This is a genomic window from Algoriphagus sp. oki45, assembly GCF_036245605.1.
Lineage (GTDB): Bacteria > Bacteroidota > Bacteroidia > Cytophagales > Cyclobacteriaceae > Algoriphagus.
This window is the reverse complement of record NZ_BTPC01000002.1, coordinates 881,962-902,645: the sequence shown is the minus strand read 5'-3', so window position 1 is coordinate 902,645 and position 20,684 is coordinate 881,962. Positions and strand designations below refer to the sequence as shown.

General features: G+C 42.2%; 23 protein-coding genes. 9 read left to right on the top strand and 14 right to left on the bottom strand.

The window, feature by feature from the left end; all coding sequences use genetic code 11:
- Nucleotides 1-40: 40 nt before the first annotated feature.
- The 5 genes from AAA942_RS13500 to pdhA form a co-directional block, all read right to left on the bottom strand.
- A complete protein-coding gene (locus AAA942_RS13500) occupies nt 41-367 on the bottom strand; it encodes a DUF6787 family protein (RefSeq protein ID WP_338220808.1) in 327 nt (108 codons plus the stop codon).
- Between the two features lie 101 nt (nt 368-468).
- Nucleotides 469-1,788: an aspartate kinase gene (locus AAA942_RS13495; RefSeq protein ID WP_338220807.1), complete on the bottom strand. Its 1,320-nt coding sequence runs from the start codon at nt 1,786-1,788 to the stop codon at nt 469-471.
- Nucleotides 1,789-1,821: 33 nt separating this feature from the next.
- Nucleotides 1,822-2,298 (bottom strand): 6,7-dimethyl-8-ribityllumazine synthase, encoded by a 477-nt coding sequence (ribH, locus tag AAA942_RS13490; protein WP_338220806.1) that lies wholly within the window; start codon nt 2,296-2,298, stop codon nt 1,822-1,824.
- Between the two features lie 90 nt (nt 2,299-2,388).
- Nucleotides 2,389-3,093 carry a tetratricopeptide repeat protein gene (locus tag AAA942_RS13485; protein ID WP_338220805.1) on the bottom strand — a complete coding sequence of 235 codons (705 nt, stop codon included), beginning with the start codon at nt 3,091-3,093 and terminating at the stop codon, nt 2,389-2,391.
- A 111-nt stretch (nt 3,094-3,204) separates the two neighbouring features.
- On the bottom strand, nt 3,205-4,224 hold the full coding sequence (pdhA, locus tag AAA942_RS13480) for a pyruvate dehydrogenase (acetyl-transferring) E1 component subunit alpha (RefSeq protein ID WP_338220804.1): 1,020 nt from the start codon (nt 4,222-4,224) through the stop codon (nt 3,205-3,207).
- A gap of 90 nt (nt 4,225-4,314) precedes the next feature.
- Here pdhA and recF point away from each other — a divergent pair, with 90 nt between their 5' ends.
- The gene (gene recF, locus AAA942_RS13475) at nt 4,315-5,415 is read left to right on the top strand and encodes a DNA replication/repair protein RecF (RefSeq protein WP_338220803.1); all 1,101 of its coding nucleotides are present in this window, start codon (nt 4,315-4,317) and stop codon (nt 5,413-5,415) included.
- Between the two features lie 73 nt (nt 5,416-5,488).
- Here the strand turns inward: recF and AAA942_RS13470 are convergent, their stop codons facing one another.
- Nucleotides 5,489-6,409, bottom strand: coding sequence for an IS1595 family transposase (locus AAA942_RS13470; protein WP_338220802.1), 921 nt, complete (start codon nt 6,407-6,409; stop codon nt 5,489-5,491).
- 154 nt (nt 6,410-6,563) lie between these two features.
- On the opposite strand from AAA942_RS13470, the gene AAA942_RS13465 reads away from it, so the two are divergent.
- From AAA942_RS13465 to AAA942_RS13455, 3 genes are all read left to right on the top strand, one after another.
- Complete coding sequence (locus AAA942_RS13465) at nt 6,564-6,779, top strand: hypothetical protein (RefSeq protein WP_338220801.1); 216 nt, start codon at nt 6,564-6,566, stop codon at nt 6,777-6,779.
- Between the two features lie 62 nt (nt 6,780-6,841).
- A complete protein-coding gene (locus AAA942_RS13460; protein WP_338220800.1) occupies nt 6,842-7,981 on the top strand; it encodes a DUF4221 family protein in 1,140 nt (379 codons plus the stop codon).
- Nucleotides 7,944-8,291: a hypothetical protein gene (locus AAA942_RS13455; RefSeq protein WP_338220799.1), complete on the top strand. Its 348-nt coding sequence runs from the start codon at nt 7,944-7,946 to the stop codon at nt 8,289-8,291. Before AAA942_RS13460 ends, AAA942_RS13455 begins: the two co-directional genes overlap by 38 nt.
- A 293-nt stretch (nt 8,292-8,584) precedes the next feature.
- On the opposite strand, the gene AAA942_RS13450 is transcribed toward AAA942_RS13455, so the two are convergent.
- The 5 genes from AAA942_RS13450 to AAA942_RS13430 form a co-directional block, all read right to left on the bottom strand.
- Nucleotides 8,585-9,148, bottom strand: a complete 564-nt coding sequence (locus AAA942_RS13450; protein WP_338220798.1) for a hypothetical protein — start codon at nt 9,146-9,148, stop codon at nt 8,585-8,587.
- Nucleotides 9,149-9,342: 194 nt separating this feature from the next.
- Nucleotides 9,343-10,020, bottom strand: a complete 678-nt coding sequence (locus AAA942_RS13445; protein WP_338220797.1) for an ABC transporter ATP-binding protein — start codon at nt 10,018-10,020, stop codon at nt 9,343-9,345.
- 401 nt (nt 10,021-10,421) lie between these two features.
- Nucleotides 10,422-11,414, bottom strand: coding sequence for a hypothetical protein (locus AAA942_RS13440; RefSeq protein ID WP_338220796.1), 993 nt, complete (start codon nt 11,412-11,414; stop codon nt 10,422-10,424).
- A gap of 63 nt (nt 11,415-11,477) precedes the next feature.
- Complete coding sequence (locus AAA942_RS13435) at nt 11,478-11,717, bottom strand: hypothetical protein (protein WP_338220795.1); 240 nt, start codon at nt 11,715-11,717, stop codon at nt 11,478-11,480.
- 351 nt (nt 11,718-12,068) lie between these two features.
- Nucleotides 12,069-12,971 (bottom strand): nucleotidyltransferase family protein, encoded by a 903-nt coding sequence (locus AAA942_RS13430; RefSeq protein ID WP_338220794.1) that lies wholly within the window; start codon nt 12,969-12,971, stop codon nt 12,069-12,071.
- A gap of 269 nt (nt 12,972-13,240) precedes the next feature.
- Here AAA942_RS13430 and AAA942_RS13425 point away from each other — a divergent pair, with 269 nt between their 5' ends.
- Together AAA942_RS13425 and AAA942_RS13420 are read left to right on the top strand one after the other, a co-directional pair.
- Nucleotides 13,241-13,579 (top strand): P-II family nitrogen regulator, encoded by a 339-nt coding sequence (locus tag AAA942_RS13425; RefSeq protein ID WP_338220792.1) that lies wholly within the window; start codon nt 13,241-13,243, stop codon nt 13,577-13,579.
- A 27-nt stretch (nt 13,580-13,606) separates the two neighbouring features.
- Complete coding sequence (locus AAA942_RS13420) at nt 13,607-14,848, top strand: ammonium transporter (RefSeq protein ID WP_338220791.1); 1,242 nt, start codon at nt 13,607-13,609, stop codon at nt 14,846-14,848.
- A 76-nt stretch (nt 14,849-14,924) separates the two neighbouring features.
- Here the strand turns inward: AAA942_RS13420 and AAA942_RS13415 are convergent, their stop codons facing one another.
- Nucleotides 14,925-15,113 (bottom strand): hypothetical protein, encoded by a 189-nt coding sequence (locus AAA942_RS13415; protein WP_338220790.1) that lies wholly within the window; start codon nt 15,111-15,113, stop codon nt 14,925-14,927.
- 114 nt (nt 15,114-15,227) lie between these two features.
- Between AAA942_RS13415 and AAA942_RS13410 the strand changes: the two genes are divergently transcribed.
- The 3 genes from AAA942_RS13410 to AAA942_RS13400 are packed head-to-tail and all read left to right on the top strand — an operon-like array spanning nt 15,228 to nt 19,120.
- The gene (locus tag AAA942_RS13410; RefSeq protein ID WP_338220789.1) at nt 15,228-16,673 is read left to right on the top strand and encodes a BatD family protein; all 1,446 of its coding nucleotides are present in this window, start codon (nt 15,228-15,230) and stop codon (nt 16,671-16,673) included.
- Nucleotides 16,673-17,758 carry a chorismate synthase gene (aroC, locus tag AAA942_RS13405; RefSeq protein WP_338220788.1) on the top strand — a complete coding sequence of 362 codons (1,086 nt, stop codon included), beginning with the start codon at nt 16,673-16,675 and terminating at the stop codon, nt 17,756-17,758. Before AAA942_RS13410 ends, aroC begins: the two co-directional genes overlap by 1 nt.
- A 9-nt stretch (nt 17,759-17,767) precedes the next feature.
- Nucleotides 17,768-19,120 (top strand): dicarboxylate/amino acid:cation symporter, encoded by a 1,353-nt coding sequence (locus tag AAA942_RS13400; RefSeq protein ID WP_338220787.1) that lies wholly within the window; start codon nt 17,768-17,770, stop codon nt 19,118-19,120.
- Nucleotides 19,121-19,158: 38 nt separating this feature from the next.
- Here AAA942_RS13400 and AAA942_RS13395 read toward each other — a convergent pair whose 3' ends face one another.
- The gene (locus tag AAA942_RS13395) at nt 19,159-20,214 is read right to left on the bottom strand and encodes an aminotransferase class V-fold PLP-dependent enzyme (protein ID WP_338220786.1); all 1,056 of its coding nucleotides are present in this window, start codon (nt 20,212-20,214) and stop codon (nt 19,159-19,161) included.
- The gene (aroQ, locus tag AAA942_RS13390) at nt 20,211-20,639 is read right to left on the bottom strand and encodes a type II 3-dehydroquinate dehydratase (protein WP_338220785.1); all 429 of its coding nucleotides are present in this window, start codon (nt 20,637-20,639) and stop codon (nt 20,211-20,213) included. Before aroQ ends, AAA942_RS13395 begins: the two co-directional genes overlap by 4 nt.
- Between the last annotated feature and the right edge of the window lie 45 nt (nt 20,640-20,684).

The window sequence follows — 20,684 nt, the reverse complement described above, 5'->3', positions numbered from 1 at the left end:
TTCTGAAATCGTAAATAAAAAGCTAGATATTCAATCGCATTTACTTTTTCCCAAAGAGCTTCCCGATTCTCCGAAAGATTTCCTTTTCCTTTTCCCAAAAAAACTTAAACTGCCCGAAAATAAACCCATAGATCAGCAAAAAGATTTGATATAAGGGGAGCACCAAAAGTAAGTAGAGCAAAGTATTCACAAATCCTTGACCTCCTCCTCTTTCCACGCCAAAAAAATCCAAAAGCGGGTTTTTGATAAAAAGAATGGTAAATCCAGTACAGGCAAATACCACCAAAACCATCACGACTTGGAAGAGGCTGTCTAATTTCCATTTGTTTTGAAGGCGTTGGAGAAATCCCTGCTTTTCATTTTGCATGGCCAAAAGTACTAAGAAAGATTCTAAATAAAAGAGCCGGAGAAATCCGGCTCTTTATCCATCAATTTTCTAATGTTGAAATATTTCAACCTTCCAATTTCCTACCAGCTAAACACTCCTTCATTCAAGCTTTTTAAGGCTTGAACTTTATACTGTGCATCTACTAGAATGGACACATTGTGACGGCTGCCTCCATAGGAGACCATCCGAACCGGAATGTCCACCAAGGAATCCATTACCGACTTGATCGCTCCTTTGGTCTCGGAGACCATATTCCCCACGATACAGATAATGGTCTGATTTCGGTCTACTTCCACCGAACCCAAAGCGTTTAGCTCTTCCAGGATCTGATCCAAATGACTGAGATCGTCAATAGTGACAGACACGGCTACCTCGGAAGTCGTGATCATATCAATTGGGGTTTTGTATTTCTCGAAAATCTCAAAAATCCTTCTCAGGAAACCGTAGGCTAAGAGCATTCGGCTGGATTTGATTTTAATGGCGGTGATGCCGTCCTTGGCAGCAATGGCCTTTACCCCGGTAGTTTCAACAGAGGCCTTGATGAGTGTACCTCCGGCATCAGGCTGCATGGTATTGAGCAGTTTGACGGGGATATTGTGCAATTGAGCCGGCCAAATGGATGCCGGGTGGAGGATTTTGGCTCCGAAATAAGCTAATTCGGCCGCTTCATCGAAGGAAAGCTCCGCGATGGGGCGGGTTCGGTCTACGATCCTCGGGTCATTGTTGTGCATACCGTCGATGTCGGTCCAGATTTCGCAGACCGAAGCATGAATCGCCGCAGCCACAAGCGAAGCCGTGTAGTCACTTCCTCCCCTTTTCAGATTATCCACCTCATTTCGGTGGTTTTTGCAGATATACCCTTGGGTGATAAAGAGCCTCTCCTGAGGATGTTCCGCCAGAATAGCCTTTAGCTTTTCTGAAATCTTCGGCAATTCAGGCTCAGAATTCTCATCGATAGACATAAAATCCAAAGCTGGAAGAAACACCGCAGGTATCTCCAACTCCCCGAGCAAAGTGTAGAAAAGCTTGGTGGAAAGCATTTCTCCCTGAGCCAAGATATCCCGGTTGATCGCCTCATTGAAGGAAATCTTAAGCAGAATATTCAAAAATTCGAAATGCTCCCGGATAATCTCCTCTGCCTGTGCTCTGGCTCCTGGCGTCTGAAGCAATTCAGGATAAAAAGCCAGATAGTGGGCATGCAAAGTGTCGATTCGCTCCTTTGCAAGCGATTTATCTCCGGCAGCCAAAGCTTCACCTATCCCTACCAGGGCGTTGGTGGTACCGGAAAGTGCGGATAGCACCACGATGGTAGGTTCGTCGCCTCGGGTAATCAAGTCCTTAACTTGATGCATGCGCTCAGGGCGGCCCACAGAGGTACCGCCAAACTTCATGATTTTCATGGATTTTGGATTAAATAGGAAATAGGTTGGTACTTAAAGTCCGAGCATTTTGATGGCAGTGATGGCTGCTTCATCACCTTTGTTTCCATGCTTCCCTCCGGCACGGTCCAAAGCCTGTTGCTGATTGTCCGGAGTGAGAACTCCGAAAATCACCGGCTTGTTGTACTTCAAGCCGACATTGGTAATCCCATGGGCGACTGCATCACAGATGAAGTCAAAATGGCGGGTTTCCCCTTGAATCACGCATCCCAAACAGATTACTGCATCGATGCTTTCATCCTGTGCACACCACTGGGCGCCAAGGCTCAACTCAAAAGACCCTGGTACATTTTTGCGGATGACATTTTCCTTCTTTGCGCCATGTTGAAGAAGTGTTTGGTAAGCTCCTGAATAGAGGGCCTCTGTGACATCTTCATTCCACTCGGATACTACGATGGCAAACTTCCTCTCGGAGATATCTTGAATATTTTTGGAGCTGTAATCGCTCAGGCTTTTATTGGCTGTTGCCATAGGTTGATTTGATTTTAAAGACTGGAAATAAAAACAAAAAGGAGTAAGACCCCGGGCCCTACTCCTCTAGTATGCTTGTATACAGAAGCATTACTTAGCGGCAAGGCCTTCTAAGCGTGCTTTATGTTTTCGCGCAGCGGAATACTCATACGACTCAAAATACTTCTCTTCGATTTCGGTGTAAGTAGCAATAGCATCAGCAATCTTACCTGCTTCTTCTTGAGCCACGGCCAATTTTGCCAAATACTTCGGAGTCATGAACTTGTTTTCATTGGTTCGTGCTGCCTTCGTATAGTTAGAAATAGCGGCATCCGTATTTCCCAATTCCAAATTGGCATCACCGATCAGGGAATAGGCTTTGGATTGCACTAGGTAGTCATCGGAAGAGAAATCTTCTAAGTAAGTAAGTGCCTCCTGAAATTTTCTCTCAGAAAGATAGATGGAACCGATGTAGAAATTAGCCAAGTTGGCTGCGTCAGTTCTTGGATAATCCTCTACGATGGAAAGGAAACCTTTATTGATTCCGTCACCATTGAGTGCAAACTCGATGCTGTCCTGCTCGAAGAAATAAACGGCCTGAAACATTTCAGCCTGTGCTTTTTCATTTTGGTTTTGATTGTTGATCTGGAAAAAGAGAATTCCTCCGATCAATACGATGGCAGCGATCAATACGCCACCCAATACTTTGCTATTTTTTTTCAAAAAAGCTTCACCTCTTCCGATTCGCTCTGCGATCACTTCCGGATTTTCCAAAAGTTCGTTTTCAGCTGCTTTTTTCGATTGCTTCGTTGCCATGTTACTCAATTTTCGGTCGCAAATATACGGTTTTTATCAAATCTACAAGCCCAAACAAAAAAGCCATGAAGCAGGAAAGACTTCATGGCTTTCTTTGGTTGGGAAGGGATTTTATTCCATCACAAAAGGATAATCTTCCTGAACATACACGTCCTTGAAGGCATCCTGTCCGTCAGGCCAAGGAGATTCTTCTGCAAACTTCACGGCATCATCTACCTGTTTCTTCACTTTTTTGATCACCGCATCAATTTCCTCTTCGGTCATGATGTTGTTTTCCCTGATGGTGTGAAGGACCTGCTCGATGGGATCTTTTTGCTTGTATTCTTCTACTTCCTCTTTGGTTCGGTATTTCTGAGGATCGGACATGGAGTGTCCTTTGTATCGATAGGTTCTGAACTCTAACAGCGTAGGGCCATCTCCTCTTCTTGCTCTTTCGGCAGCTTCAGCTACAGCTTCGTGAATTGCCTCCACATTCATCCCGTCCACAGGGAAAGAAGGCATATCGTAGGCTTCTCCGATTTTGTACAATTCGGTCACATTGGAGGTACGAGCCACGGAAGTTCCCATGGCATATCCGTTGTTTTCGATCACGAAAATGACCGGGGACTTGTAAAGCATGGCCAAGTTGAAAGCCTCATGAACGGCACCCTGACGAACAGCTCCATCTCCCATTTTGCAAATGCAGAGATTCTTTGTACCGGCATATTTCTCAGCGAAACCGATACCCAAGCCCATTGGAACCTGAGCACCCACGATCCCGTGTCCGCCCATGTAGTTTCTTTCTTTGTCAAAAATATGCATGGATCCGCCTTTGCCTTTGGTCGTGCCTGTGGCTTTGCCAAAAAGCTCCGCCATCACTGCACCCGGATCGGTACCCAAGCCTAGCGGATGGGCATGGCAGCGATAGGCTGTGATCCACTTGTCGTCCTTGGTCAGGGCCGTGATAGCTCCAGAAGCACAGGCTTCCTGTCCGATGTAGAGGTGGCAGAAACCACGGATTTTTTGCTGACCGTAAAGTTGTCCCGCTTTTTCCTCAAATCGTCTCATCAAAAGCATGCTTTCATACCAAAAAGCATAGGTTTCCTTGGAATATTTTACTTTGGACTTGGTTGCTGTCGCTTTCTTTGCCATATCGCTTGAATCAAAATATGCTATTTTAGGCCCCAAATATAGCAATCCCGACCTAAAAATCAGGATGCCATTCAAATAATTCCCGCTTCCATGATCTTGGAGTCACTCAATCTGATCCAGTTTAAAAACCACCTGAAAACCAGCCTGAAGTTTTGCCCGGAGATCAACTGCCTCGTCGGACTCAACGGAAGCGGCAAGACGAATGTCCTGGATGCGATTCACTACCTCTCCCTGACCAAAAGTGCCATACAGAGCAGCGATACCCTGAATATCCATCATGGGGAGGAGTTCTTTTCCATCATCGGCAAATACCGGATCGATCAGAAGCAGGTAGAAGTCCGATGCTCTTTTGAGGCAGGCAAGAAAAAGCAGATTTGGGTCAACGGAAGTGCCCATGCCAAAACCGCTGATCATGTGGGCATGATCCCCCTCGTGATGATCGCTCCGGATGATACCGAACTGCTCAAAGGCGGCAGTGAAGGAAGGCGGAAGTTCTTCGACGGATTGATTTCCCAACTGGACAATACCTATCTCGATCAGCTGATTCGCTACCATCATTTTCTCAAGCAAAGAAATGCCTTGCTCAAGCAGTTTGCAGAGACGGGACGCAGAGACCTGACTTTATTGGGCGGATATGACCGGGAGCTTATTCAGCTGAGTCGTATTTTGGGAGAAAAAAGAAAGGCACTTTTGGAGGAGATGATTCCCGTCTTGCAGCAGTTTTATGAGCAGATTTCCTCCGGAGAAGAAACCATTGGCGTGAACTATGAGACCGAAGTCCTAAGAGAAGATTTTGAAAGCTACTTTACCGGCCTTCGGCAAAAGGACTTTGCCACCAAAAACAGCAATGCAGGGATTCACAAAGATGATTTTGACTTTCAGATCGAGGGACATCCCATCCGGAAAATCGGCAGTCAGGGACAGCAAAAGTCCTTTACCATTGCGCTTAAACTGGCCCAATTTCGGCTTTTTGAAAAGGCTAAAGGTGAAAAACCTCTCCTGCTGATGGATGATATCTTTGACAAGCTGGATGATGAGCGGATAGCCAAGTTGATGGAATTGGTGTCCAGGGGCACTTTCGGGCAGATCTTCCTGACCGATGCCCGTCCCGAGCGATCAAAAGGTATTTTGGGAGCTTTGGACGCCGAGGTGGCCTTTTTTGAAGTGGAAAAGGGAAAAGTATCTTCTTAGATATACCATTCGAAAAATTGAATGATTTTTTAAAAAAAGTTTGGTTTCCTGATTTTTTTTTTTTTTAAAATGATTATCCGCAATCATACCAGTATGGGTAAATCGAAGCAATGATGAGTCGGTCAAACAGTTTTTGACCAAAGTATCTTCTGTTGAGCTTGTAGCAAAATTCATCCAGGTAGTTCTGCATCATTCGTTCGCTTATCATATGGTATGTCTGCAGGTGTTTCTTTAAGTTACTGATGGCAATATGAACCCACTTGAGGTTAAAATTGCCCTCTTTGGTTCCAGAGATTTCTCTGACATGGACATCTATACAATCACTCAGATCTGAGAAGGTGGTACTCTTATCTGTTTGAAGTACAGCGTTTGAATCAATGTATTCCTTGATTAAAGCCTGTGCTGTTTTCGCCTCCAAGTTCTTTATTTTCTTCATTTTGAAGTACCTACAGCTCTTAGCAAACTTTCCCGACTCAGGGTCTTCTAAAACAGTCGATTCGGCCATCACAGCCACTTTTGACTGTTTTTGAGTACCTCGGCCTCGCTTGAGTTTGCTTCGGACTTGGGCTTTGGTGGACTTTCCCACAAAAGCTTCATCGTATTCAACCATGTCTTCAAGTCTGTAGCGGTCATCACGCTTTCCCATGACAGCCCTGAGCTTGTGATACATTCTGAAAACCGGTTCATAACGCTTCATCCCCAGTTGTCTTTGGAGTTCAGCGGCACTGAATCCCTTCTTGGTAGCGGTAATGAATGTGATAGCCATCATCCAGATCCTAATCGGTAAGTTGCTGCTCTCCATGACTGTACCGCTCTTGATGCTGGTTCTGAACCCACAGGCGGCACACTGGAAAGAGAGCTTGTTTTCAAGCCAATAGTGTTTGAGACCAGTGCACTTCTTACAAATGATCCCTTGCCGGATTCTTTGTTCTTTGATGAAGTCAACGCAGGAAGCTTCGTCCGGAAACCGATTAATGAAATTGATAATGTTCATGGTCAAAACCGTCTATTTTGACCTAATTTAAAGCAAGTTGAAACCCAACTAAAGCAATTGTCACTAACTGTCAATAAGAACTTATTTGGCTACTGGTGTCATTGCGGATATACATATTTTTTAACTTCATCTCAAGTTCAAATTTTAATATATCATGAAAAACCTAAAAATTTTCGGAATTTCCCTGTCTCTGTTGGGAGGGATTTGTTTTGCCGGGTATCAGCCTGCAAAAGCTCAAGGGTGCATTGTGTGCGGTTCATCTATGAATAACGCCGCAATGATAATTGAAGAAGATGCCTGTTATTGTGTTAATTTTGGAAGTGCATGTGCTTTTGAAGTAAATCCTGACTGCACCCCTAAAAACCCTTAAATTAATTGAAAAGGCCTCTAAATTAAATTGAGGCCTTTTTAAATTCTATTTTTAAAAAACCCATGAAACATTTGCTAATATTATTTCTTTTATGCGCATGCAAAGGTCAAATTTCCAAAGAAGATCTAGCAATTCCCTCGAAAGTTAAAACTCTAAAATTTCAACTTGATAATGAGATTGCAAATTTCGGAAATTCGATACAATTCATTGAAGAAAACGGTGAAGAAATGCTAATGGTTTTTAGCCCAGCTTCCTACAACCTTTATACTTATAATATAGAAACCCAAGATTTAAGAAGTAAATTTAAATTTGAAAAAGAAGGGCCAAATGGTATTAAAGACTCACATCATTTTCATTATTTAAGTCAAGATTCAATATTTTTCTTGCCAAAGAATATAACACATTTTTATCTGACAAACTTGAGGGGAGGTGAAAGTGAGATATATCGATTGAATTTCTCAAATGAAAACCGAGGAAGAATTCCATTAGCCACAAATCAATCAACAATTATTCTAAAAGGCGAGAGAATTTATATGACCTCTCCAACCTCATATAGTCCTTCCCTATATCATTCACCTATTGAATATAAGCAAATTGAAAAATCTTGCTTTCAATATATTTATGACCTTAAAAGCAATCAGGAAGTTAAAGAATGTATTAGCTTTCCATTAGAGTATAGTCAAAAAGTCTACCCCCTTTACCAAAATTTCGTTTCACAAGAATCTATTGACCTTGGGATAATTTACTCCTTTTCCCTTTTAGACTCACTTCATTTTTTCGACAATATTTCAAAAAAAATTTCATCCACTCTATGCAAAACTACGACAACTTATCCCAAAAGACATATCGTAGAAACGATTGACGAGGTGATTCCAGAACATGAATCTCAAGAATTTTCCATATTTATGAATTCCTTAAACTATGGAAATGTGATTTATGATAAATATAGAAATCAATATTACCGTATTGTTGAATATCCTGTTAATGAAGACGAATTAAACCCTTACTTACAACCAAGAACGAAACCTCTAGGAATAATAGTTCTTGATTCCTCAAGAAATTTTAAACAGGAATATTATTTAGGATATGGAAATTATGTTAAAACAAATATTTTTGTAAGTAAAGATGGATTAAACATTTTAAATTATGAAAAAATCTTGGAAGATGAATATTTTATCACTTATGATACTTTTCTCTTGTAAAGAGGAAAAATGTGATTTATTTTTCAATGATGGAATATACCTTATATATGATGAAAGATATTGTGAAAAGTGCAGACTAACTGCATTATCATTAGTTGATAGCTTAGTAAAAAATGAAATAGAATATTATTTAATTTCTATAAACACAATTTCTAGAAGAAAAACAGAATTGGAATTTCGGGAATTTGCACCAATTGAAATTTATTATGCAAAACCAAATGATAAAAATTGTTTGATGGATTTTCCTGAAATTTCTTTGATATACAAAAATAGTGAAGATATAAGATTACTGACTGATCTAACAAGGTAGAAATCTTTTAAATAGAGTTTTTTGAAGTTCTCAAAATGATTTTCCTTTTTCAAGTAAAGCTCAACCCAATGATTTGATTTCAATTTCACTTGGGAGTTGTTCTTGGAAGCCATTCATAAGGCAATTAAGCATTCCTTTCTAACCGACGCCCGTCCCGAGCGATCAAAAAGTATTTTGGGAGGACTGGACGCCGAGGTGGCCTTTTTTGAAGTGGAAAAGGGAAAAGTATCTTCTTAGATATATCCTTCGAGAGATTGAATGATTTTTTCCATAAAAATTTGATGTAGATTCCTTTAAACACTAAATCTTTTGAACAGTCTCAGATTTAAGAATAAAGAAAGAAAAAGGTATAAAGAAGCAATCAATAAGTTCAATGATCGGCTGGGCGTGCTCGAAATGGTAAACTCCATTCCTTGCACAAAAGTTAGATTATTAATCGTTCGGAAAGGAAGGTATGAAAATAGATCAAAGGCTTCTTTTGTGGTATAAACCAACAGTGGTTCAAGTAAAAAAGCAAAGAAGAAAGTGATTAATATGGTTTTAAGCAGGCTTCTTGAAAGAAGTAAAATCAGCAAGAAGAAATTGCCAACTGCGATGCCTTGTACAAAGAAAAGAAATGGCCAAATAATTTCAAGGATTGTTATTTTTTTTGGAAATACCCCTTCATCCAATCCAATAATCAAGGCCGATAAAAGGATTAGCAAGGTCAATGAAAAGGTTGCTATAATCAAATTCTTCTGAAAAAAGATGAAAAGCTGTTTCTTACTTATCCCTGATAAGAGGATATACCGCAAAAAACTGCCACCTCGATCTTTTATTCCTGAAACATACCCCATCAGCAAAGGAAATAAAAACACAAAGGGATAATTAAGTGCAAAAAGTAAATTGAAAACATAGGGTATTTTGAAAGAACCGCCTAACCGGTAAATCAAGTCCTTTTCAAAAGAGAATACATAAAAATTTATAATCAGAATAAGAAAAGCGGAACAAAGGATGTACCCTTTAACAAAATCACTTTTGAACCAATTCGACCAGAAGATTTTTAGCAAACTCATAATACAAGTGAGTGATAACTTTCCTCAATATTACCATTCCCCAGCTTAAGAAATGAAGCAAAATCCCCGTCAAATAATAATTTTCCTTTATTAAGAAGGAATAGATGATTGCAATAATTTGCCAAATCATCCAAACGATGAGAGGAATAAATCACTGAGATTTTTTGTTGAATCAGCCAGGAAAGCGTGTTTTTGAAAAGAAAAACGCCAGACGGATCAAGTCCATTAAGCGGTTCATCAAAAATAACAAGCTTTGGCCTACCCACTATGGCTGAAACTATTCCTAATCTTTGTTTTTGTCCATAAGAAAGCGATTTGATCTTTTTATCAGCTTCTTCCTCTAACTTTAACACAGTTAACAACTCCGAGACTGTGGATTCTTCAGTTTTAAGGTTTTTCAATTCCTGCAAAAATTCCAACCAATCTTCTACGGTCAGGTGATCCAAGAAAGATTCATTTCCAACGAAACTGCCAAGCGTATCCTTATGTATTCCACTGATAGACCCCGAATCTGAAGAGATAAATCCAGACAATATGGAAATCAATGTTGTTTTCCCACTTCCATTGGGCCCTACCAATCCATAAATTTTCCCGTTCAGTTCAATCTTCAGAGAGACCGATTGGAGCGCTTGGCTTTTTTTAAAGCGCTTGCTTATTTGATTTAATTCTATCACTGTTTGAAAGTATCAAAGAAACAATACAAAGCGTTACAATTAATAAAGAAATTTGAAAATTCTCTTTTAAGGAAATGAAAGAGAATAAAGATTGACAGGAACAGGTATCATATAAAATATATAGATTATAATACAAGTATAAGCTGTAGGAGGAAGAAAATAATAAAATTAAAAATAAACCATAAACTTTTGTCCTATCATAAAAAAAGAAAACGATCGATAAAGAAAGCAAAATAATTACAAAAATCAAACAGATTTTATAATTTTCAGAAAGTAATTGATGACTACTCCTTAAAAATACATTTGAAAATTCTTCAAACTTTACGAACAATATAATCAATGAAGATATATTGAAAATCAGTATAATATAATCTAATGTCTCGCGAGATATATGCGAAATTTTACTTACCAAATTCATAAATTTTCAATTTCTCAAAATTCCAACCTATTATTATTTCATTATTTCTACTTTTAATTTCAAATGGAAAATATTCGTCTTCGGATCTTTCAATAAGAATACTTTCCATATATATACCACTATTCAGATCGTATACATCTAAAAACCATTTAGAATCAATTTCGACGTAATATTCATTTCGTTCTATGGTCAAAAAATAAATTTTATTCTCAATTATAGTCCCTGAGACAAACCAATTCTGATTTGGATTGAGCACAACATTATTGCCAGATCTGTAAACTTCTGGCATAAATTCATATCTAAAATCTTTAAATAACTGAACAGTTTCCTTTTCCAAATCAATCCTAAAAAAGACAGGGGCATTCAAGCAGTAATAAATAAAGATTTCAGGGCTTTCTTGACTACCTGCAAAGTCTCCATATAATAAAAAATCCAAATCTTTCTTTTCTTCCACTCCTAAGGCAACAAGCATGTCATTTATTGGGAAACTTTTCTTGTAGGTTCCGTCTGATATATCAATCAAAACGAATTCAAACTCTCCCTTTTCGTTTATTTGTGAGGATAGGAATTTATTAATATCGTATTTAATTACATTTGATCGGGAGGCAAATTTATAGCTGAGGAGTAAACTATCGGTTTCAGAATCAAATCGATTGATCAGATTCTTCCCATAATCATAGATGGTGTAAATACTGTCATTTTCATCGTACCACCAAACTGAGCTTATTTCCCAGCTTGCTGGACCCTTTTTTCCTGTTTCCTTTATCAGTGATCCATCGTCATTGTAACTTCTGATTATCTCGTATGGTGATCCTACGATGTGTATTGAATTGTCATCAACGAAATATCTATTTATTCTTCCGTCAAAATTTATTTCTTTTTTACTATAAATTTTAGTTTCACTAGAATTTCGGTCTTCCTTTTGAACGCAAGACCAAAGAATACTAAAGAAAAATAGGACTTTACAGATTTTCATTATTTCGGTATTTACCAGAGTTATTGTAGTGCAGGGCTTTGAATGCCCTGCACTTGTTGAATCTTACTCAGAACAAGATACTGACGGAGCAGGTCCACGAGGTGTAAGACTTGCTCCTACAGATATTTTACATCTTTCTTTTTGATCACTATCTGCGTCAGACGAACAAGGCTTTCCAGAAAGCGGACAATCAATTATCCCACCAATGGTACTGCCAATACTTTTTGCGTTCGACTCTAAGGATAGGTTCACAATTCCGACTGAAATGCCAAATAAGACAGCTAAAACTTTGATTTTTTTCATGGTTTTGAAAATTTTTTTGTTTAACAAATTAAGACACCGAGTTTCAGTGAATACATTATTTAGGCTGCTGCAGCTTTCAATTATTCAAAAAAAAAAAACATGAAAAACTAAGCAAATATTTGACAGTATTTTTTTTCCTAAATTAATTAATTTATTATATTTTTTTAATAATGATTAGTTATGATTTTTTTTTACGAAAAATCTAGGCCTTTGTCTCCTAATACTCTTGTGCATATTTTACACCCGAGCGATCAAAAGGTATTTTGGGAGGACTGGACGCCGAGGTAGCCTTTTTTGAAGTGGAAAAGGGAAAAGTTAAAAACTAAAAAAGAGGCCGAAGCCTCTTTATTTTTACCATAATTGGGTAGGATATTCGCCTGACTCGTGCAGCTTTTTTAAAGCTTCGATGACCACCGGCCGGTCTTCGGTATAAGTGACCCCAAACCAAACCCTTCCTCCCGGAAGAATCTCAAAGGCTGCTTTACCCGCTTTGATCAGATTATTGGCTACAGTAGGAATATAGAACTCTGATTTCAGATTGTGCTGATTGGCCGGTAAAAACTCCTCCCACATTTGCTCGATATCCGCAAATACATCCGGGTGAAAACCCCAAAAGTTCATGCTCACGGGAGTATTTTCGGCAATCTCCAAAACTTCTCCTTCTCCACGACTGAGGATCTTATCTCCTTCTTTGGAGATAGAGGTGCGCTCGGTCATGCCAATCAGTTGTCCTTTGGCATTGGTTTCGCAGACTCCGCGGCTGACGGTTCCGTTTTCGGAAAGGACATTTTGAATCGCATAGCCTACCATGGCATGCAGGTCCGGACGAACTTCGGTAGAGAGAAACTTGCCTAATACTTCAAAGGCCTCTTTTCCATAGAAGTCATCCGCATTGATCACTGCAAAGGGTTCTTTGATTGCATCCTTGGCACAAAGTACAGCATGGGCAGTCCCGAAAGGTTTCACCCGATCAGCTTGCTTCAGGTGGGCAGGTACAAAGCTATCGAGCGACTGAATCACCCAATCCACTTCGATTTTTCCTTCCAGTTTGGGAAGGAATTTTTCTTTGGCTACTTCCAGGATTTCTTCCCGAACGATAAAAACCACCTTGCCAAAACCGGCCCGGATTGCATCAAAAATCGAATATTCTAAAATGGTCTCCCCATTTGGGCCGAAACCGTCAATCTGCTTATTGCCTCCATAGCGGCTACCCATACCGGCTGCCAATACGAGGAGTGTTGGTTTTTGAGTCATGTCTTTTATTGAATCGCGGGCAAAATTAGAAGTTTATCTCCCAAGACCAAACATCCTCCAGAAAGAAGGTGCTGGTTTCATTTTTTACTTATTTTCTCACAAACCATGAGATTTTATATTCAAATAAGTGTTTGAAAAAACCGGAAATCGATTCCGGAACATTTTTTCATTCTCCATAGGGTATTTTTTAAACCCTATTTTGATTTTAATTCAATTTTTATCTTACTTTCATGCCATAATCTCAAAAAACCTTTTAACCTATTGACAAAATGAAAAAAATTGAAGCGATCATCCGGACCTCCCGATTTGATCAAATCCATACCTGTGTCTCCAAAATGGGAGTGAAATTCCTCTCATTTTATGAGATCAAAGGGATGGGTTTTGAGCATGCACGTCTGGAAATGTACCGTGGCATCCCCTATGAACCCGCCTATATCCCACGGACCAAGCTGGAAATCGTAGTCCCTGACGAACTTGCCGAAAGTGTAATCCAATGCATCCTTAAGGAAGGGAAAACAGGAGAAGTGGGTGACGGAAAGATCTTCATCTACGACGTCCTGGAAGCTTACCGAATCCGAAACAACGATACCGGAGAAGCCGCGCTTTAATTTCTATCACCGAACCTATTCAAACCTATGCAAGAACCTGTACAAGACCTTTTCACGGTCAATAATCTATGGATGATGATTGCTACCATTTTGGTGTTCATCATGCACTTGGGATTCGCCACTTTGGAGGCGGGACTCACCCGGGCCAAAAACACGGTAAACATTCTGTTTAAAAACACGATCATTCCAGCCATTGGGCTTTTGACCTACGCCTTTGTAGGCTTCAATCTGATGTACCCGGGAGCAGACTTTGCCGGAAGCATTTTTGGCTTTGCCGGATTTGGCCTTTCTCTCCCCGAGGGATGGGACAGCAGCAATTACAATGCTGGCTACACCTATTTCACCGACTTCATCTTTCAGGCAATGTTTGCCGCCACCGCCGCTACCATCGTATCAGGTGCCGTGGCTGAGCGGATCAAACTGGGTCCTTTCATTACTTTTTCCCTATTGTATGTTGGCATTTGCTACCCTATCGTCGGGATGTGGAAATGGGGAGGAGGATTCCTCAATGAGCTTGCTACTCCTTTCTATGATTTTGCCGGATCCACGATCGTCCACTCTGTAGGAGGATGGGGAGCCTTGGTGGGAGCTTTTCTGCTTGGACCAAGAATCGGAAAATATACGCCTCAGGGCATGAAAGCTATCCCCGGTCACAATCTGCCCATGGCCACCATAGGGGTATTTTTACTCTGGTTCGGCTGGTTTGGATTCAATGGAGGCTCTGTACTCAGCGCTGATCCAGGGGCGGTGTCTCGGGTATTTGTGACTACCTCACTTGCTGCAGCAGCAGGTGCCATTGGGGCTTTGATTGTATCCTACCTCAAGTTTAAAACCTATGACATCACCATGGTTTTGAACGGCATCTTGGCCGGCTTGGTCGGTATCACCGCCGGTGCGGACCAAATGGGTGTTTTGGACTCAGTGATCATTGGATTTATCGGAGGAGGATTGATTGTATTCTCTGTGGTCTTCTTTGACAAAATCAAAATCGATGATCCCGTGGGAGCGATTTCAGTGCATCTCGTCGGTGGAATCTGGGGAACCCTGGCTGTTGGTATTTTCGGAGATTTGGCCGGATGGGGACAGCTTTACTCCCAGCTATTGGGCGTGGCAGCTGTTGGACTTTTCTGCTTCGCTACCTCTTGGCTGATTTTCTTCTCCTTGAAACGAACCATCGGAATCCGAGTCCATGAAAACGAAGAAACGGAAGGACTCGACATCAATGAGCACAGCATGCGGGCTTATCCGGACTTTGCTCCAAAAGATTAATAAACAACCACCAATCGTAAAAGAAAGCCCCGGTTCTTCAAGGTTCCGGGGCTTTCGCATTCGTCGTGGATTATAATTAATAAGTTGGTCTAAAATGACGGTTTAGGATAGGGAGGTACAGTCGTCCAAACATTTCGTAGCACCAATCCCTGAACTCTTCAATTTCGCCCGGCATCAGATACCGAAGGCCTTTTCTCAATTCTCGCTCAAACAGATATCTGCTGAAGCTGACTTTTTGCAAAATGGTCTTCACATATTCTAGCATAGCTGATTGATTTGGGTTTATTAACTGATTTTAAGTTTTCCTACGAGGTCTTTTCCATAGATGTTGCGTTATTTTGGAAGCTTTAAGCCAAGAATTATCCCTATTTTCGCAACTATGGTAAAAACGCTCCGGAACCTTCTATTCGTATGCCTTGCCTTCCTTATTGTTGGCAATGTCTGGGGACAGGAAGTGCAGATTGAGCTTGGGCCTGATCAGCTGGGTCTTAATGAAACCTTCACCATCAAGGCCACCCTTTCAAACGATAAGATCAAATCTTACGATCAGTTTCCCGAGATCCCGGGATTCCAAAAGCAGGGCATTTCTCAATCTTCCTCGATGAACATCATCAACGGGCAGATGAGCAGTACCAACAGCATCATCCAATACTACAAACCCACCCGCAAAGGCAAATTCACACTGCCCCCTTTTGAAATGGAAATCAATGGGGCCTCTTTTTCTTCCCCAGGAAAAACCATTACTGTGGATGATCCGGTTAGTTCTCAGAATTCGGGAGGAAATGTATTCGATCCTTTTGCGGACTTTTTTGGGAGGACAGCAGAAGAACCGGAATACATAGAGCTGGAAGACGATGCATTTTTTGCCGTCTCCGTGGACAAAGAGGAAATCTTTGCCGGAGAGGGAGTGACAGTGAATATCGCTTTTTACATGTCAGACCAAAACCAGGCTCCTTTCACCTGGTACGAGCCCGGCAAACAACTGGATGCCATTTTGAAAAAAATCAAACCTGCCAATGCCTGGGAAGAAAACTTCAACATTACCAATATTGAACCCAGCGTGGTCGAAATCAACGGCAAGAAGTGGAATAAGTACAAGGTCTACGAAGCCACCTTTTTCCCTTTTTCCGAAGGGAAAATAGAAATCCCCCGAGTCCCTTGGGAAATGATCAAATACCGGGTGGCAAAAAATCCTACCTTTTTTGGTTCCAACCGGCAGGAGGACTTCAAGACTTTTTATTCCTCCGCCAAAACCATTACGGTAAAGCCCCTACCGCCGCATCCCCTGAAAAACGAAGTCGCCGTAGGCGTTTACCAACTGAGAGAAAACATTTCCACTCTCGAAGTAGAAACCGGAAAAGGCTTCAATTACAATTTTGGCATCAGCGGCGTGGGCAACATCAATGCGATTCAGGAGCCCAGAAAACTTTCTCAAGCGAATCTGAACACCTTTGCCCCCAATGTACAGCAGCAAATCAACCGAGGGTATGGAAGGGTCTCCGGGATCAAGGAATTCGGTTATTTCATTACCTTAAACGAAGCCGGGGAATATCCACTGAAGGATTATTTCAACTGGATCTACTTTGACCCGGTAAGGGCAGTGTACGACACGTTGAGACCAGAAGGAAAGGTGTTGGTATCGGGAGAGTCCAAAGTCAATCAGGCACTTTCCAGTCAGCGGCTTGGGGGAATCTATGACCGAATCGCCACCGAAAACAATCAGTTTTTAAACGAGCGATATAAATACTATTTTACGACCGCTATCAATTTGCTACTTATCGGTGCAGTCGTACTATTGGCCGTATTGATTATCAGAAAAAAATAATGGGGAATTCATTTGGCAGGCTTTTCCGAATCACCACCTTCGGGGAATCCCACGGAAAAGCTCTGGGTGTCATCATAGACGGTTGCCCGGCCGGACTGGAGTTGGATTTGGAATTGATCCAAAAAGAGATGCAACGCAGAAAACCGGGACAATCCAAAATCACTACCCAACGCAAGGAAGAGGACGAAATCGAGATTCTCTCTGGGGTTTTTGAGGGAAAAACTACCGGGACACCCATCGGGATAGTCATCCCCAATGCGGACCAAAAGAGTAAGGACTACTCCCACATTGCGGATAAATTTCGCCCTTCGCACGCGGATTATACCTATTTCGAAAAATTCGGAGTACGGGACTACCGGGGTGGAGGACGATCCAGCGCCAGAGAGACTGCAGCGAGGGTCGCAGCCGGTGCCGTCGCCAAACAGTTCTTGGCCACAAAAGGAATCACTGTTCAAGCCTATGTCTCTCAGGTAGGAGACCTTTCTCTGCAAATCCCCTATCAAAATCTAGACCTAGCCAAGGCTGAAGAAAATATAGTCCGCTGTCCTGACCCAACCACCGCAGAGCAGATGATTGCCCTCATCGACTCAGTCCGACTTGAGCGGGATACCATTGGAGGAGTAGTTTCCTGTGTGGTTCAAAATACTCCTGTTGGGCTGGGAGAGCCGGTATTTGACCGATTACATGCCGAACTGGGAAAGGCAATGCTAAGTATTAATGCCGTAAAAGGTTTTGAGTATGGGAGCGGTTTTGAAGGGGTAAAAATGCGGGGCTCTCAGCATAATGACTCCATGGTCAATGAAGCCGGAAAAATCAAAACACGAACCAATCATTCCGGGGGAATTCAGGGAGGAATCAGCAACGGGGAGGATATCTACTTCCGTGTGGCCTTCAAGCCTGTAGCTACGATCATGCAGGACCAGGACTCCGTCAATGAAGCAGGAGAAGCAGTCACGGTGAGCGGAAAGGGAAGACATGACCCTTGTGTAGTCCCCAGAGCAGTCCCTATAGTGGAGGCCATGGCCGCCTTAGTTTTGGCAGATTACCTGCTATTATCCAAAACCAATAAACTCGAAGAAATTTAATTCCAGAACATGCTGAAAAAAATACCTCTTCATACGCAAATCATCATCGGCCTGGTATTGGGTCTAGTGTATGGTATCGTGGCCATCCAAACAGGGATTCCAGCCTGGCTGACCCTAGATTGGATCAAACCAATAGGAACCATCTTCATCAATGGCCTCAAGATGATCGCCATGCCACTCGTTTTGGCTTCTTTGATTATCGGAGTTTCCAACTTGGGGGATATCTCCAAGCTCAGCCGAATCGGGGGAAAAACCATCGTGACCTTCCTGATTACGACGGTCATTGCCATTTGTACCGGTTTGCTTCTGGTGAATATTCTTGTACCCGGCAAAGGCCTTCCGGCCGAAACACGCGAAAACCTGATGAGCCTTTACGAGGGTGATGCAGGTGCAAGAGCCTTGGCTGCTGCAGAACTGAAAGAACAAAGCCCGCTGCAGCCGATCGTGGACATGGTTCCCCAAAACCTGTTTCAAGCAACCACAGACAATGCGGCCATGCTTCAGGTGGTGTTTTTTGCCATCATTGCCGGCATAGCACTTTTGCAAATCCCTAAGAAAAAAGCGGAGCCGGTTATTGCCTTTTTTGACGGATTCAATGACTTGATTATCCAAGTGGTGAATTATGTCATGCTGATCGCCCCATATGGTGTATTTGCCCTAATGGCTTCGCTAATCGTGGAGATTGCCGGAGACAATCCGGATGCGGCAGTGGATCTCTTGTTGGCGCTTTTGAAGTACAGTCTGATTGTACTTGGAGGACTCTTCTTCATGATGCTGGTAATCTATCCACTCTTGCTCAAAAGCTTCACCAAGGTCAAATATGCGGACTTCTTTAAAGCTATTCGGCCAGCTCAGCTTTTGGCTTTTTCCACCAGCTCCAGCTCTGCTACTCTACCTGTGACCATGAAGCTGACTGAGGAGGAATTGGGAGTTTCTGAAAACATCACCTCTTTCGTCCTTCCTTTGGGTGCTACGATCAATATGAACGGAACCAGTCTTTACCAAAGTGTGGCAGCCGTATTTATCGCTCAGGCTTTGGGGATGGACCTTTCTCTTTCTCAGCAATTGATGATCGTACTGACCTCGACCTTGGCAGCAATAGGTTCTGCCGGGGTTCCGGGAGCAGGATTGATTATGCTTATCGTGGTATTGGAATCGATTGGAGTTCCTGCAGCTGGAATTGCCTTGATTATGGCCCCTGACCGAATCTTGGATATGTTCCGTACGGTGGTAAATGTGACTGGAGACGTGGTAGTCACTACAGTCGTGGCTAGTACAGAAGGTGAACTTCCGGATGGGCTGCTTCGCAAATCCAATCCTTTTACCGCCAATGAAAGTGTGCTGGAAGAGGAAAACACATAAAAAACTGAAGCCCTGACAAAAAAATCAGGGCTTCAGTTTTAATAGGATTTTAGAAAGTGAATCAAGCGATCAAATTCCTCATCCGTGATCGCAGGAAAATTGGCAATCCGGAAGCTCGTCGGTTTCAGTGGGCCATATCCACTTCCCATTTGCATTCCTACTTTTTCGGCGGCTTTCTTCACATTGGTGATCAAATCTTCAGTCCCCGCTACACCCATTACAGTCGTGCTGCGGGTTTTTTCATTGGGCACGAGCATTCTAAGACTTGAAGATTGGGCAATGGTATTTTCCAGCTGTCTCATTCGGTCCCGAAGTCGGGCATCGACATGCTGAATCTCTTCCATGTCCTTCAGCACCCTATTGAGTAAGTAAATTCCAAAAACATTGGGAGTATAATGGGTCTGATATCCATCCGCATTCTCCAACATAAAAGTCAGACTGTTGTAACGCCCTCTTTCTCCTTTTCTCAGCGTCTTTTCCACGGCTTTGGGAGATAAAATCAAAATCCCCAATCCGGCAGGCAGCCCAAAGCATTTTTGGACAGAAGCATACCAAATGTCTGCCAGAGAAAAATCTAACTCAATCCCTCCCATGGAAGAAGTGGTATCCACCGAGATCATTTTCTCAGGATATTTACGCCCAATCTCAGCGATGACTTCCATGGGAACCTGAGAGGCATTGGATGTTTCGTTTTGGGTGATGGCAATCAGATCAAATTCCTCCCCGATCTCCAGCGAAGGAACTTCAATTTCTTCATCTGCCCCGATTTTGATCCCGGAGGTCTCAGGAATTATATGCTTGGCAAATTCTATCCACTTTTTCCCAAAAGACCCGGAGTAAATATGGAAACTGGCATTTTCTACCACAGATTGGGAAATGATTTCCCAGTTTTCGGTAGCCGAAGAAGTAAAGAGCAGGCGGTAATCATCTGGCATGTGCAGCTTTTCCCGCATCAACTGTTCGGTCTCCTGATAGAGCCTCATGAAGGCCGAGCTTCGGTGATTGGCACTGAGAATTCCCTGCTCGAAAGCATCCTGCATGTATCGAGGCAAGGCATCGTAGACCTTGGAAGGTCCCGGAGCAAATGTGATCATAACTGTGGCGAATGAAGAAAATACTGAACTCCCAACTCATACCCTTTCAACCCCAAACCGGCAATCATCCCAACACAGGACTTGGAGATGATGCTCTTGTGACGGAATTCCTCCCGCTTGTAAATGTTGGAGATATGGACCTCCAAGACAGGCGTAGTCACTCCCGCAATAGCATCCGAGATAGCAACAGAAGTATGCGTATAGCCTCCTGCATTGAGCAGAATTGCATCAAAGTCAAATCCCACTTCCTGAATTTTATTGATAAGCTCGCCTTCTACATTGCTTTGGAAGTAGTGGAGCTCGATTTGGGGGAAGCGTCTTTTGAGTCCTTCGAAATAATCCTCGAAGGTTTCACTTCCGTAAATTTCCGGTTCTCGTTTCCCCAAAAGGTTGAGGTTGGGACCGTTGATGATTTGGATTTTCAAGGTTTGGATAGGTTGATTGGTGTTACCAAAGTTAAGGAGTACTTT

Excerpts from the sequence above, each read along its gene's own strand:
- AAA942_RS13470 (WP_338220802.1), bottom strand. The coding sequence starts at position 6,409 with ATGAACATTATCAATTTCATTAATCGGTTTCCGGACGAAGCTTCCTGC.
- AAA942_RS13400 (WP_338220787.1), top strand. The coding sequence starts at position 17,768 with ATGCTGAAAAAAATACCTCTTCATACGCAAATCATCATCGGCCTGGTA.
- AAA942_RS13420 (WP_338220791.1), top strand. The coding sequence starts at position 13,607 with ATGCAAGAACCTGTACAAGACCTTTTCACGGTCAATAATCTATGGATG.
- ribH (WP_338220806.1), bottom strand. The coding sequence starts at position 2,298 with ATGGCAACAGCCAATAAAAGCCTGAGCGATTACAGCTCCAAAAATATT.
- AAA942_RS13425 (WP_338220792.1), top strand. The coding sequence starts at position 13,241 with ATGAAAAAAATTGAAGCGATCATCCGGACCTCCCGATTTGATCAAATC.
- AAA942_RS13460 (WP_338220800.1), top strand. The coding sequence starts at position 6,842 with ATGAAACATTTGCTAATATTATTTCTTTTATGCGCATGCAAAGGTCAA.
- AAA942_RS13465 (WP_338220801.1), top strand. The coding sequence starts at position 6,564 with ATGAAAAACCTAAAAATTTTCGGAATTTCCCTGTCTCTGTTGGGAGGG.
- AAA942_RS13500 (WP_338220808.1), bottom strand. The coding sequence starts at position 367 with ATGCAAAATGAAAAGCAGGGATTTCTCCAACGCCTTCAAAACAAATGG.
- AAA942_RS13485 (WP_338220805.1), bottom strand. The coding sequence starts at position 3,093 with ATGGCAACGAAGCAATCGAAAAAAGCAGCTGAAAACGAACTTTTGGAA.
- AAA942_RS13495 (WP_338220807.1), bottom strand. The coding sequence starts at position 1,788 with ATGAAAATCATGAAGTTTGGCGGTACCTCTGTGGGCCGCCCTGAGCGC.
- recF (WP_338220803.1), top strand. The coding sequence starts at position 4,315 with ATGATCTTGGAGTCACTCAATCTGATCCAGTTTAAAAACCACCTGAAA.
- AAA942_RS13455 (WP_338220799.1), top strand. The coding sequence starts at position 7,944 with ATGAATATTTTATCACTTATGATACTTTTCTCTTGTAAAGAGGAAAAA.
- AAA942_RS13415 (WP_338220790.1), bottom strand. The coding sequence starts at position 15,113 with ATGCTAGAATATGTGAAGACCATTTTGCAAAAAGTCAGCTTCAGCAGA.
- pdhA (WP_338220804.1), bottom strand. The coding sequence starts at position 4,224 with ATGGCAAAGAAAGCGACAGCAACCAAGTCCAAAGTAAAATATTCCAAG.
- AAA942_RS13430 (WP_338220794.1), bottom strand. The coding sequence starts at position 12,971 with ATGACTCAAAAACCAACACTCCTCGTATTGGCAGCCGGTATGGGTAGC.
- AAA942_RS13440 (WP_338220796.1), bottom strand. The coding sequence starts at position 11,414 with ATGAAAATCTGTAAAGTCCTATTTTTCTTTAGTATTCTTTGGTCTTGC.
- aroC (WP_338220788.1), top strand. The coding sequence starts at position 16,673 with ATGGGGAATTCATTTGGCAGGCTTTTCCGAATCACCACCTTCGGGGAA.
- AAA942_RS13410 (WP_338220789.1), top strand. The coding sequence starts at position 15,228 with ATGGTAAAAACGCTCCGGAACCTTCTATTCGTATGCCTTGCCTTCCTT.
- AAA942_RS13435 (WP_338220795.1), bottom strand. The coding sequence starts at position 11,717 with ATGAAAAAAATCAAAGTTTTAGCTGTCTTATTTGGCATTTCAGTCGGA.
- AAA942_RS13395 (WP_338220786.1), bottom strand. The coding sequence starts at position 20,214 with ATGATCACATTTGCTCCGGGACCTTCCAAGGTCTACGATGCCTTGCCT.